Annotated in this window: 11 protein-coding genes; 5 read left to right on the top strand and 6 right to left on the bottom strand. The window is 61.8% G+C overall.

Translation table 11 applies throughout. From position 1 onward, the window contains the following. Positions 1-20: 20 nt before the first annotated feature. Together DOCECA_RS12980 and DOCECA_RS12975 are read left to right on the top strand one after the other, a co-directional pair. Complete coding sequence (locus DOCECA_RS12980) at positions 21-263, top strand: hypothetical protein (RefSeq protein ID WP_445572140.1); 243 nt, start codon at positions 21-23, stop codon at positions 261-263. Between the two features lie 30 nt (positions 264-293). Continuing rightward, complete coding sequence (locus tag DOCECA_RS12975; protein WP_420765804.1) at positions 294-467, top strand: hypothetical protein; 174 nt, start codon at positions 294-296, stop codon at positions 465-467. 168 nt (positions 468-635) lie between these two features. Here DOCECA_RS12975 and DOCECA_RS12970 read toward each other — a convergent pair whose 3' ends face one another. The 6 genes from DOCECA_RS12970 to xthA form a co-directional block, all read right to left on the bottom strand. Next, positions 636-1154, bottom strand: a complete 519-nt coding sequence (locus DOCECA_RS12970; protein WP_420765805.1) for an Hcp family type VI secretion system effector — start codon at positions 1152-1154, stop codon at positions 636-638. Between the two features lie 94 nt (positions 1155-1248). After that, positions 1249-1419, bottom strand: coding sequence for a hypothetical protein (locus DOCECA_RS12965; protein WP_434648235.1), 171 nt, complete (start codon positions 1417-1419; stop codon positions 1249-1251). 10 nt (positions 1420-1429) lie between these two features. Continuing rightward, complete coding sequence (gene hglS / locus DOCECA_RS12960; protein WP_434648232.1) at positions 1430-2824, bottom strand: 2-oxoadipate dioxygenase/decarboxylase HglS; 1395 nt, start codon at positions 2822-2824, stop codon at positions 1430-1432. A gap of 137 nt (positions 2825-2961) precedes the next feature. Next, a complete protein-coding gene (locus tag DOCECA_RS12955; protein ID WP_420765808.1) occupies positions 2962-3891 on the bottom strand; it encodes an alpha/beta fold hydrolase in 930 nt (309 codons plus the stop codon). Between the two features lie 383 nt (positions 3892-4274). Continuing rightward, positions 4275-5609, bottom strand: a complete 1335-nt coding sequence (locus DOCECA_RS12950) for a substrate-binding domain-containing protein (protein ID WP_420765809.1) — start codon at positions 5607-5609, stop codon at positions 4275-4277. 224 nt (positions 5610-5833) lie between these two features. Next, positions 5834-6646 (bottom strand): exodeoxyribonuclease III, encoded by an 813-nt coding sequence (xthA, locus tag DOCECA_RS12945; protein ID WP_434559689.1) that lies wholly within the window; start codon positions 6644-6646, stop codon positions 5834-5836. Between the two features lie 175 nt (positions 6647-6821). Between xthA and DOCECA_RS12940 the strand changes: the two genes are divergently transcribed. The 3 genes from DOCECA_RS12940 to DOCECA_RS12930 all read left to right on the top strand — a co-directional run bounded on the left by DOCECA_RS12940 (position 6822) and on the right by DOCECA_RS12930 (position 12942). Continuing rightward, positions 6822-7466, top strand: a complete 645-nt coding sequence (locus DOCECA_RS12940) for a GNAT family N-acetyltransferase (RefSeq protein ID WP_445572139.1) — start codon at positions 6822-6824, stop codon at positions 7464-7466. A 65-nt stretch (positions 7467-7531) separates the two neighbouring features. Beyond that, a complete protein-coding gene (locus tag DOCECA_RS12935) occupies positions 7532-9259 on the top strand; it encodes an autotransporter assembly complex protein TamA (RefSeq protein ID WP_420765812.1) in 1728 nt (575 codons plus the stop codon). Further along, positions 9256-12942, top strand: a complete 3687-nt coding sequence (locus DOCECA_RS12930; protein WP_445572138.1) for a translocation/assembly module TamB domain-containing protein — start codon at positions 9256-9258, stop codon at positions 12940-12942. The genes DOCECA_RS12935 and DOCECA_RS12930 overlap by 4 nt, the downstream gene beginning before the upstream one ends. Positions 12943-13170 lie beyond the last annotated feature (228 nt).

Raw genomic sequence — 13170 nt, 5'->3', positions numbered from 1 at the left:
ATGCCTCGCGGGAGTCCGTCATGAGCGATGACATCAAACAACCGTCGCTGGCCAACTGGCAGCGGCTATTCGACGACAAGGCCTATTGGCAGGAGTCGCCTGATGCTCATTTCACCGAGCTGATGCGGCTCGCCGACGACCTGTTCGGCCTGGGAGGGATTGACCTGGACCGGTGGCAAGATTTGAAAACCAAGGCCGAGGAGCTCCACCAACGCTCGCCAGATGCCAACGTTGCCGAGGAAATGGCAGACCCCGACGCTTGATACCTTTCAAGCCAACCCAAGGAGTTCGTGATGAAGTCCAGCCATGATCAAACCCAGCAGAACCCCGATGCCCCGGCCTTGCCCGGTGAAGTGGAGCGTGACAACGACGCTTTGCGGCCCAACGACCCGGCCAAGCGCGAACAGCAGCAGGGCAACCCCGATGCGCAGGAAACCGACGCGCAGAAAACAGCAAGGCGCAAATAACGCCGCCGGGAGCAGGCTGCCTTGCCATCCTCATGAAGAATAATTTAAGCCTGGCTCACGCACATCCCTCGCAAGCTCCACTATCATTGTTTGCGTTCGCCCAGTGCCAGGCTCTTTACCAGTGCATGGAATGCCGAGGCCGTCGCACTGGGCGAACACCCGTGAGGCTTAGCTTGTGACGGGGGTGCGCCAGTCATCGGAGCCCGAAGTGCCGCTCACCTCGTGGGTCCAGGTGATCTTGCGGTAGGTGAAGTGGACGTCCTCCAGATGGGTGAAGTGGCTGTTGCCAGGGTCCTGGCAATTAAGCATGTAGTCGTTCATATCAACGATGATCGCGTCTTCCAGAGTGGTGGTGTAGTAGTGTTCCTGGGTGCCCGCGGCCGAGGTGCGATACCACTGGATTTCGACTTTCGTCAGCCGTTCGCCGCTGGTCAGGGCTGCCTGGAGCAGCGGCGAGGCCTTGTCGAACACCTTCGTGATGACCAAGGGTTTGTGTATGCGCTGGCCGGTTGGCTGCCCGGACTGAGGGTCGCGGGGGATAGTCACCTGGTGCTGGAAACCCTGCACCATGATCTGGTCTTCATGACCTTCCTGATAGGTATTGCCCACCGAGTCGGCGGTGAACGCTCCGGCGGTGATCAGACCTTGTTTGGTGCCTTCGATGGACATGTAAGCGGGGGTAGCCAATGGATGCTCTCCTTCCTGGATAACGGGTGCCGGGGCGGGAATCGTCCCGAGGCGGCTGACCGTTATCAAGAGCTATGCCATCTTTAGAAAATGTTTAAAAATCAATCAGTTGTAGGTTTTCTGCGATTGGGTATAGCGGAAAAGTCGCGAAATTCACGCAGAAGGTTGCACCGCGCTCCACGTTCCATTGCCCACGCAGCGCAGGGCGCCTGCCTCGGGCAACGAACAGCAACGACAGGGCATGGCCGATGAGCTGTTGTGCCATTTCCTGCTCTTTATTCGTGGCTCGCTTGCTGAGCGCCCAACGCCAACAGGCATTCCTCGAGGGAGCGCTTTTGTGTCTCGGCGTACAACCCCAACTCATCGATGGCCGGCCGTCCCAGTGCAGTTTCGAACGCTTGTCGATTGGATTGCCCTGCGTAGTGACTCTGGGCGGCGTCGCCAAGGTTCGACTGGAATATCCCGGCGGCGCTGACCGGCAGGAAATCTTCGTAGACCAGCGGTTCGGCGCGCAGATAGCCCTGTTCCAACAGGCGTTCCAGCGAGACATTCGGTTCCATCGCGCCTTTGGCGGCAAGCCCCGCCGGCGTCACGAAATAGCGGAAGTAAGCCAGCGCCTGTCGGCGCAATGATTGGTGATCATCGGGAAACTGAGCAAAGTGTTCGGCCATCAGCGCGTTGTAGCGTTCGGCATTGGCTTCATTGGGAAATTCGCCCAAGGCATCCCGCGCAGCATTCAACAGTTGGTCGTAGAGCGCCCGTCCTTTTGGCGTAAGAGCCGCGCCACGTTGTTCGATTTCCCCGAAACGGGCGCTGTGGCTGCCCTGGGATTGGGGTTGGTCAGTGAACGCGACGGGTTCATCGAGCGCCTTGAAGCTGGTCTGGCGCAGCAGGATCGGGCACCGACGACGCGGTGGCCCCTCGACCACCGCTTTGGGCGTGATGCCATGCAGCGGCATCTGGGCCTGGACGACGTCGATGTCCAGCGTCCGCGGTGTGAGGTGGTTGATGTGCGGCCCCTTGAACGCCACGACATCGGCGATCAGGCGATGCTGGGCGCTGAGTTGTCGGTATTGATCGGCGGTAACGGTGGCGCTGTGGTGCCAGCGAAAAGTCTCCAGCGCTTGCAGGACAAAATCGTCAGCCTGGGGTTGCGTCAGGCCGCCCTGGCGTTCGGCCAGATCGATCAGTTCAAGGGCGCCCGGGGTGAAGATTTTCCGTCTGGCCAGCACCGACTCGGCAAAGGTCCGCAGCTCGCTGTTTTCGATCAATTCCAGGCGCAACAGCGACGTAAATACTCGGAACGGGCTTATTTGCAGCGACTTTTCATGAACGGCGCGGAAGGCCGTTGAGTGCACTGGCACCCCAGCCGGCGTCAGGTCGTAGTAACCTACCGGCTGCATGCCCATGACCGCGAACAGCCGGCCCAGCATCGCCAGTTCCGGGGCGGTGCCGACGCGGATCGCGCCATGGCGTTCCATGTCCAGGCGTTGAAGTTCGCCGGTGCTGCTCAGGTGCTCGGCCAGTGATGGGTCGTTGGCCAGTGCCTGGGCGTTGGTTTGCTCCACGAGGTTCATCAATGCCCCATACAACGGGACCTCGTCGCGGTACATGTCGGACATCGCCTTGGAGAAGCGTTGACGGATCAAGTCGGGGCTGACGAAGCTCATCGTAAGGATTCCTGGCGAGGGCTGTGGGAAAGTTGGACGAAAGATCGCAGCCTTCGCCAGTGCCGGCAAACGAAGAATCTTCAGGACTTCATTCTGCCAAGGACTGATGGGTGGCTCATTTCAGCCCTGCATCTTCCTCACTGCCCTAATCCCTCAAGAAAGTCCCGATACAGCGCCGCGGTCTTGCCGGGTTTTTCAACCATGGGCATGTGCCCCACGCCTTCCCAGATTTCCACTCGCAGGTCGGCGATGCCCTTGCTCCACACCGGCACACTGCTGACGTCGATCAGCCGGTCCTTGCGTCCCCAAAGCAGTAATGACGGTGCGCGGATATCGTCCAGGCGAGGCTCCATCGCCGGGCTGGCGCGCAAGTCGACGAAAATCTCCGCCAATTCCTCCCGGCGCTGCTCGTAACGCTGGGCCAACGCCGCGAGTACAACGCTGGGCAGCCACGGCGGGGATGCCATGGTCATGGCGTAGAAGGGCGCAAAATCATCACGGGAATGGACCAGAAACGGGTTGTGGCCGGCGGCCAGGTGACGCTCCATGTCGCTGGGCTCGGGAGCAGTGACGCCGGCCGGGTCGATCAGCGCGAGGGTCAGCACTCGTTCAGGCGAAGTCGCCGCCAGCCACGCCGCAAGGTGGCCGCCCATGGAGTTGCCGATGACGTGGACCTTGTCCAGGCCGCAGGCATCGAGCAGTTCGATGACTCGCCGGGCCTGGGTCGGGATGTCGTAGCCGCCGCCGGCCTTGAAGCCGGTTTCGCCATGGCCGGCCAAGTCGGGTATGACCACCCGGTACTGGTTGACGAAGTGCCGGGCGAAGCGCAGCCACAGGTTCTTGTCGGCGCTATAGCCATGCAACATCAGGATGCTGCCGGAGGCTTCGTAAGGCCCGCCTTGCCAGGTCGACACGGTCATTTCGCTGATGGGCACGGTGATTTTGTGCAGCCGATAAAGGCGCGCTTCCAAGGCCATACCCAGGTCGTACAACACATGGCCGATGCCTGGATACGTCAGCCAGCTCCAGACGATGAACACGGCAAGGACCACCCACAACACCAGCATGTCTTTACCTCCATGGGTCATGGTGGATTCGACCCGCCTCCTGAGTCGGCGGCGTCATTACGTAAGTGAAGCTCAAACCTGGGGATACCGCGACGACGGGGCGGGTTTGCTGTGAATCACGCGATGTCGGCCAGCGAATCTCCTTTTTCATATATAGCCAAGATTCATGGAAAACGTTGAAAGCGTCAGTGGTCGAGTCGGCCGGCGGTAGCGCACTGGCTTCTGTGGCAAGGGAGCTTGCTCCCGCTGGGCTGCGCAGCGGCCCCAAAAGGGGCTGGCGTGGTGATCAGGGACACCACGTCGGCCGTTCAACGATTGCTGCGCAGCCGAACGGGAGCAAGCTCCCTCGCCACAAAACCGAGTTCGCTTTTTGATTGTGGCGTTTAATATACCCAAACCTCCACCCGCCGATTCCGGACCCTTCCTTCGTCTTCGCTGTTGGCCGCCACCGGCATCAACGCGCCGAACCCGCGTACCTCGCGCAAGGTCACGCCGTATTTGACCAGTTCGCGCCGCACCGCCATGGCCCGAAGCCTGGACAGCAGGTCGGCTCGCGCCGGGTCGTCCTTGAGGTCGCCGAAACCTACCAGGGTCACGCGCCGGTCGGCCTTGCCGTGCTGCTTGATGTAATCGAGTACGCGGCCCAGGTCTTGTTGGGCCTTGTTGTCCAGGCTGGCACTGCCTTCTTCGAAACGAAAATTCACCGTCAAGCGCTGGGCATGGCGGCTCAGGGCCTGATAACCCTCTGGCATCAGCGCGTTGGGGGTGACGGACATCGCTTGTACGGTCTGGGCAATGAACCCGTTCGCTGCAACGATGGCCTGGCCCTGTTCGCTTTGGGTGAAATCGACCAGAGCCTCGGCCCAGGGATTGCTTTGCAGAGGGGGTAGGTAAAAGAACAATCGTCGGGACAGGGGATAGTCCTCGGTGGCAATCAGGTTGTTCAGCGGCAACATCGGCTGGGAATCGCCGTCGACAATTGCCAGGGGCTTGGCCTGCCTTACGTAGGGCAAGCCGATAAAACCGATACCCTGCGGGTCCTGGCTGACAGCGTCCGACAACTGCTCACTGGATTCGAAGCGCCGAGCTGTAGGATCCAGCTTTTTCCCTTGTCGGTTGAGTACCAGTTCCTTGAAGGTATCGTAGGTCCCGGACTGCTCGTCCCGCGCATACAGGTGGATTGCCCCGCCGACACTGCCCACGGCTTCCCAGGTTTTCGCCTCGCCACTGAAAATGCGCGCCAGTTGCCGGGTGTCGAGCTGTCGCAACGGGTTTTGTGGATGAAGAATGATCGCCAGGCCGTCGATGGCGATGACTTGCTCGGCGGTAGGACTTTTCAGGTCTCCAAGGGCCGCCAGGTCGTGCAGTTCGCTGTCCTTGACCGGCCGGGAAGAGGCGGCCAGGTCGGCGTTGGCTTGCTTGAGGGCGGTGAATCCGGTGCTGGAGCCGTGGGCGGCGATCTCGACTGAGACTCGCTGGCCTTCGGCGGTTTGTCCGACGATGCGTTGCTCGTTGTCGCGGCCGGTAATTTCAGTGCTGACCTTGAGCAATCCCTGGTCTTCCATCAGGCCTCGGACCAGGGCCGGCCCCAACGCCGCGCCAATGGTGTTGGAGCCCTGCAGGCGCAGGGCGGGGCCGTGTTCAGGAATGGGCAAACGGCCGGCCCATGCCACGCACGGCAGCCAGAGGCCCAGGAAAAACACAACGCACAGCCGCATGCCGGCCACCTTCTGACCTTGGGAAATGCCGGAAGATTAAGTCAGTCGGGTTACTGAAAGATGACAGCGGTGCGACGCCGGCCAATAACCGGCGCAGCAACTGTGGCAGCGAGCCTGCTCGCGATGACGGCAGCACAGTCAGTATTGATGTGGCAGATAAACCGCTATCGCGAGCAAGCTCGCTTCCACAGGGCAGCCTTTGGAGGGAATCCGAAGGCTGGGATTCAGTTCAATTCCAACCAGATCGGCGCATGGTCCGACGGCTTTTCCATGCCCCGCAATTCATAGTCCACGCCGGCGTCCTTGACCCGTGGCAGCAAGCCCTGGGACGCCAGGATCAGGTCGATGCGTAGGCCGCGCTTGGGTTCGTCTTCGAAACCACGGCTGCGATAGTCAAACCAACTGAAGCGGTCGGTGACGTCCGGGTTCAAGTGGCGGAAGCTGTCCACCAGGCCCCAGTTCTTCAGGCGAGCCATCCATTCGCGCTCTTCCGGCAGGAAGCTGCATTTGCCGGTCTTCAACCAGCGCTTCATGTTGTCCGGGCCGATGCCGATGTCGCAATCCTCGGGGGAAATGTTCACGTCGCCCATCACCACGACCGGTTGGTCGTTGCTGAAGCGGGCTTCCAGCAGTTGTTGCAAGTCGCTGTAGAAGCGCTCCTTGGCTGGGAACTTGGTGGGGTGATCGCGGCTTTCACCTTGTGGGAAATAGCCGTTCATGATGGTCACCGGCACACCGTTGGCATCGGCAAACGTGCCCCAGATGAAGCGCCGCTGGGCGTCTTCGTCGTCGGTCTCGAAGCCTTTGTGCAAGCTCAGCGGAGGCTGGCGAGAGAGCAGGGCGACACCGTAATGGCCTTTTTGCCCGTGGTAGTGCACGTGATAACCGAGGGCTTGCACCTCGGCCAGTGGGAACTGTTCATCGTGGACCTTGGTTTCCTGCAACCCGATCACGTCCGGCTGGTGCTTGTCGATCAGTGCCGCCAACTGATGGGGACGGGCTCGCAGGCCGTTGATGTTGAAGGAGACGATCTTCATGGTCGGCTGTCCTGGCAAAACTGCGATGCTAGCTGACATGTGGGAGCGGAGCCAGCGTGGCAGTAGGACAAATGCACTGCTAATGTCCTTGGCATGTAGGAACGATCGCAACCCTGCCGGGTTCGTAGTCAATAAGAGCAGGGCCTCACCGAGCCCGCCCAGGAGACGCAACGCCATGCCTGAAACCGCCACTGCTGATATCCACATGCTCGACAGCGGTTATTCCCGCGAAGCGCGTTCATTGCTGTATCAGGCTTATCGCCACGAGCCGACCTTCAGCTACCTGTTCGAGTCCGAGCGTCCCGGTTACGAGCAGCGGGTGCGGGCGACCGTGCGAGAGCTGGTCAAACAGCATTTCTTCCAGGATCTGCCGGCGATCGGTCTGTTGGTGGACGATCGCTTGATCGGCATCGCGCTGATTGCCCCACCGCAGCGCCGCCTGGGCATTACCGAAAGCTGGGCCTGGCGCCTGCGCATGGTCTTGAGCACCGGATTTCGCTGTACCCGGCGGTACTTGGAGTACCACGCCGCGGTGCTGGCCTGCCTGCCGTCGGAGGCGGTGCACGTATTGCCGTTGTTGGGGGTTCATCCGCAATTCCAGGGCAAACACTACGGTGAGCAGTTACTCGAAGCAGTGCATAACTGGTGCGCCGTGGACGAGCATTCCCAAGGCGTGGTGCTGGACACGGGTAATCCCCGTTACCTCGAATTTTATAAACGCCAGGGTTACGAGGAAATTGGCGAAGTCGCCGTAGGACCGATCCGCGAGCATGTGTTCTTTCATGCGAACCCGCAGGTTCTGCGGAGCGCGACGGCTTAATCAGACGAACTTTTGGGAGTCGTCTGGCTCTATCAGGCTCCCAACCTCGTGATAGCATCCGCGCCATGAACTTCCCAGGACGAATGACCGGTGGCGCGCTCTTGCTGTCTCTCAGCTGCGTGGCGCTGGCACAAAGTGAATTGGATGTGCGGGTCAAACCGTCCAATGATGAACTCAAGGCCAACATAGAAGGCTACATCGGTGGTGTGGGCGACCGTGATGAAGAAGCGTTGCTGCGCTTCAGTCGCGGCGCCGAAGAGCAGGCGCGCAAAGCGGCCCAGGCGCTGGGCTACTACCAGCCGCAGATCGACAGCGAGGTCAAGGCGGGCAAGGCGCCGCGCCTGATCCTGACCATCGACCCCGGCGAGCCGGTGCACTTGCGTCATGTCACGATCCGCATCGACGGCCCAGCGTCATCGCTCGAGGGGTTTCGCGTGCCCGGCGGCGCGGGCCTCAAGCCAGGCGCTGTGCTCAATCACGGTCGATATGAAGACGCCAAGCGGACGATCCAGAACCAGGCCTCGCGCTATGGTTTTTTCAGCGGACGCTTCGTCAGCCAGACGTTGCGCGTGGATCCGCAGGCCGGTATTGCCGATATCGAGTTGATCTACGACAGCGGCCAGCGCTACGCCCTGGGGCCGGTCAGTTTCGAAGGCGACACGCCCTTCGACGAAGACCTGCTGCAACGCATGGTGCCGTTCAAGGCGGGCGCGCCCTACGACTCCGAGCTCATTGCCGAACTCAACCAGGCTTTGCAATCGAGCGGCTATTTTGAAGGTGTTCGCGTCGATGCAGCACCCACCGCGGCCACCGACAACGTGATCCCGGTAGCGGTCAAACTCGATACTCGCAAGCCGCGCACCATGGGCCTGGGCCTGGGTTTCTCCACTGACGTCGGGCCACGGGCCAAGGCCAACTGGACGCGTCACTGGGTCAACCCGCAGGGGCACAGCTACGGCTGGGAAGCGGAAGTCTCGGCGCCCCGGCAGAACGTCGGCCTCTGGTATGACGTGCCGCTGGACCCGCCGCTGACCGACAAGCTGCGCTACGCCGGCGGCTATCAATATGAAGAACTGGCCGGCACCGACACCCTCAGCAAACTGCTGACCGTCGGGCCGGAATGGCACAGCAAGTTGCCCAGCGGCTGGCAGCGGGTGGTGTCGCTCAAATGGCAGCGCGAGGAGTACCGTCTCGGTGACGATTCGGGCCTGAGCACGTTGCTGATGCCGGGTGTGAGCTATTCGTACCTGCGCAGCGATAACCGTATCGACCCGCACAATGGCTATCGGCTGCAATTTGACACCAAGGTCGCCAAGGAGGGGTTGGGGTCGGACAATAACCTTTTGTACGGCACCGCCATGGTCAAGGGCCTGACCACCGTGTTCGACAAGCATCGCCTGCTGGCGCGCGCCCAGATTGGCGGCAGCGCCACCAATGGCTACAAATCGATTCCGCCGTCCCTACGGTTCTTTGCCGGCGGCGACCAGAGCGTGCGCGGCTACGACTACCAGAGCTTGTCGCCGGAGAACTCCGAGGGCGACCGTATCGGCGGCCGCTACATGGTGGCCGGCAGCCTCGAGTATCAGTATTCAGTCGCGGAAAAATGGCGGGTCGCAACCTTTGTTGATCAGGGCAACTCTTTCAACAGTCTCGAGCTGCCGAGCCTGAAGACCGGCGTCGGCGTCGGCGTGCGCTGGGTGTCGCCGGTCGGCCCGATCCGCCTCGACCTGGCCCACGCGCTGGACGACGACGGCGGCATTCGATTGCACTTTTCCATGGGGCCAGAGTTGTGAATCGCGGTTTGAAGATAACGTTGCTGGCCCTCGGCGGGTTGCTGGCGACGCTCGTGCTCATGTCGAGCATCGTGTTGGGCACGGCGTTCGGAAGCCGCTGGGCACTCGGCCTGGTGCCGGGCCTGACCGTGGAGAATTTCCAGGGGCGGTTGGGCGGCCAATGGAGCGCCGACCGGGTGCTGTGGCAGCAGGACGCCAGCCGGGTGGAGCTTCATCAGCCGATCTTCGCCTGGTCGCCGTCGTGCCTGCTGCGCATGACCCTGTGCATCGATCAGCTCAAGGCCGACAACGTTGCGGTGCAACTGCCGGCCTCTGCCGACGAGCCGAGCAGCGGTCCGATCAGCCTGCCGGACCTGGACTTGCCCCTGGCGATCGAACTGGGCGACGTCCAGGTGGGCAGCCTGTCGTTCAACGGCAGCGAGCAACTCAAGGGCCTGCAACTGGCGGCGCACTGGACCGCCGAGGGTTTGCAGATCGACTCGGTGCAACTGCAACGCGACGAACTGAGCCTGAAACTCTCCGGCCTGTTGCAGCCGCATGGTGATTGGCCGCTGAGTGCCGCGGGCCAGCTGACTTTGCCGGCACCGGGTGCGACGCCTTGGGCGCTGGATCTGAAAGTCGATGGCGAGTTGCTCAAGACCCTCAATCTGGCCGCCGACAGCAGCGGCTATCTGCAAGGCCGCCTGACCGGCGAGCTGCAACCCCTGGCGGATAACCTGCCGGCCAAGGTGCGCATCACTGCCGATGGCTTCAAGGCCAGCGCCGATTTACCGGACACGCTGCTGCTCGACCAGGTGGAATTGACCGGCGAAGGTGACCTCAAAAAGGGTTACCAGTTGCATGGCAAGGCGAGCCTTCGCGCCGAAAAAAAACCGGTGGCGTTGCTGTTGCAGGGCAAGGTGGACGCCAATGGTGCGCAGATCGCCGGCCTTGATCTTGACGCCGGCGACCAGCAAAGCCTCAAGCTCACCGGGCGGTTGGATTGGCGCGAGGGCCTGAGCGCCGAAGCGGAAGTGGCTTGGCTGGATTTCCCCTGGCATCGCCTCTATCCGCTGATCGAAGAACCGCAAGTCACGCTGCGCAGTTTCAATGGCGAGGTCTCGTACACCGATGGCCAATACCTCGGCAACTTCCAGGCGGCGTTGGACGGTCCGGCCGGGGCGTTCAGCCTCGACAGCCCGTTCAGTGGCGACCTGACGCAAATCCACCTGCCGCAGCTCAAGGTCGCCGCCGGGGAGGGCAAGGCCGAGGGGCACTTGAGCCTGCAATTTGCCGACGGCATCGCTTGGGATACGGCGCTGCAATTGTCGGCCATCAACCCGGCGTATTGGCTTGGCGAGCTTCCCGGCACGCTGGCCGGGCCGTTGCGCAGTAAAGGCGCGATGAAAAACGACCGCCTCGAACTCGACGCGGACCTGGACCTCAAGGGCAAGCTGCGCGGCCAACCGGCGCTGTTCCAGGCCAAGGCCAACGGTGCAGGCGAGCAATGGAACCTCGGCGCCCTGGACATTCGTCTGGGCGACAATCGCATCAACGGCACCGCAAGCCTGCAACAGAAGCTCAGCGGTCAGATCGACATCAAGCTGTCACGGCTGGCCCAACTCTGGCCGCAATTACGTGGCCAAGTCTCCGGACGCGTCGACCTGGCCGGCACGCTCAAGGCGCCCCAAGGCAAGCTCGGTGTGCAAGGCACGCAGTTGGCTTTTCAGGACAACCGCCTGCAAAGCCTGAACCTGGACGCGACGCTCGACAGTGCGCAGCGGGGCAAGGTCGACCTGAAGGCAAGCGGCATCCGGGCCGGCGAAACATTGCTGGGCGTGTTGACGGTCAGCGGACAGGGCGACATCAAGCAACAGAGGCTCAATCTCGACCTGCAAGGGCCCCAGTTGGAAACCAACTTGGCTCTTGATGGTTCGCTCGACCAAGGCAACTGGCGCGGACGCCTTGCCAAGGGAGATGTACAAGTCGGCGGGCAAACCTGGCGCTTGCAGGCGTCGGCCAAATTGGAGCGCCTGGCCAACGGCACGCTGAACTTCGGTGCTCACTGTTGGCGATCCGGCCCGGCCAGCCTCTGCGGCGAGGATCAGCGCCTGATGCCGGAGCCGAAGCTGCGCTATCACCTCAAGCAATTCCCCATCGAAAGCCTGGCCCAGTGGATGCCCAAGGACTTCGGCTGGCAGGGCCGGCTCAATGCCGACCTGCAATTGGACTTGCCGGCCAGCGGCCCAAGTGGTCGAGTGTTGGTGGATGCCAGCGGCGGTACGTTACGGATTCGAGACAAAGAGCAGGGCAAGGGGCAATGGTTGGATTTCCCCTATCAGACCCTGACGCTCAACAGCCGCCTGACGCCCACGCGCATCGATACGGACGTCAATTTCGTCGGCGAGAGGCTGGGTGAACTGACGCTTCAGGCGCGAATCAATCCGTTGCCGGCCAGCAAACCGTTGAGCGGCACCTTCCGGCTGAGCGGTCTGGACCTGTCGGTAGCCCGGCCGTTCGTGCCGATGGTGGAAACCCTGACCGGCCGTTTGAACGGCAGCGGCACGCTGTCCGGTGGCTTGCTCGCGCCCCAGGTCAACGGCAACCTCGTGCTCAGTGACGGCGAAGTCTCCGGCCCGGAGCTGCCGGTCAGCCTCGAAGCCCTGCAAATGCGAGCGATGATCGCTGGCGAAACCGTACGGCTCGATGGTGATTGGAAAAGTGGCAAGAGCGGGCAAGGGCGACTGACGGGAAACATCGGCTGGGGCGAGGCCCTGACCCTGGACCTGGCGCTCAAGGGCTCGCAACTGCCGGTCACCGTCGAGCCTTACGCGGTGCTGGATGTCGCGCCAGACCTGAACATCACGATGCAAGGGGAGCGGCTTTCGATTGCGGGCAAGATCCTGGTGCCCAAGGGCGAGATCACCATACGCGAGCTGCCGCCGTCTACGGTCAAGGTTTCGGATGACACGGTGATCGTCGGCCACCAGACTGAAGAGGGCGAGGTGCCGATGGCCATGGCGATGGACATCGACGTGATCGTCGGCCAGGAAAAACTCGCCTTCTCAGGTTTCGGCCTGACGGCCAATGTGCAAGGGCAGGTCCACATCGGCGACAACATGGACACACGCGGCGAGCTGTGGCTCAACGACGGCAAATACCGAGCCTATGGGCAACGGCTGACGGTGCGTCGGGCGCGATTGTTGTTCGCCGGGCCGATTGACCAGCCCTACCTGGACATCGAGGCGATCCGCCAGACCGACGATGTGATCGCCGGCATCCGCCTGAGCGGCAGCGCCGAACAGCCAGCCACGCAGATTTTCTCGGAGCCGGCCATGAGCCAGGAGCAGGCGTTGTCCTACCTGGTGCTGGGCCGGCCGTTGAGCACCACGGGGGAGGACAACAACATGCTCGCCCAGGCAGCGCTGGGCCTGGGCTTGATGGGCAGCTCCGGAGTGACCACCAGCCTGGCCAACAATCTGGGGATCGAAGATTTCCAGCTCGACACCCAAGGCAGTGGCAACGACACCAGCGTGGTCGCCAGCGGCAACCTGTCGGAAAAACTCAGCCTGCGCTATGGCGTGGGTGTGTTCGAACCGGCCAATACCATCGCGTTGCGCTACAAGCTGAGCAAAAAGGTCTACCTCGAAGCCGCGAGCGGCGTCGCCAGTTCGCTGGATATCTTCTACAAGCGCGATTTCTGATTCCTTCCCAAAAAACAGAATCCCCTTGTGGGAGCGAGCTTGCTCGCGATAGCGCCATCAGATTCAGCATGTTCGTTGACTGATACACCGCTATCGCGAGCAAGCTCGCTCCCACATTGGGTCACCTTCCTGCACCTTGCGTGTTCATGCGTAGCTAACTAACTATTTGTTTGACATTTGCTGCCTAGGCAGTAACATCTCGTCATACATTCACTGCCTAGGCAGCAA

This window comes from Pseudomonas sp. E102 (assembly GCF_052660185.1).
Note: the sequence above shows the minus strand (reverse complement) of the source record. Positions and strands in the feature narration are given on the sequence as shown.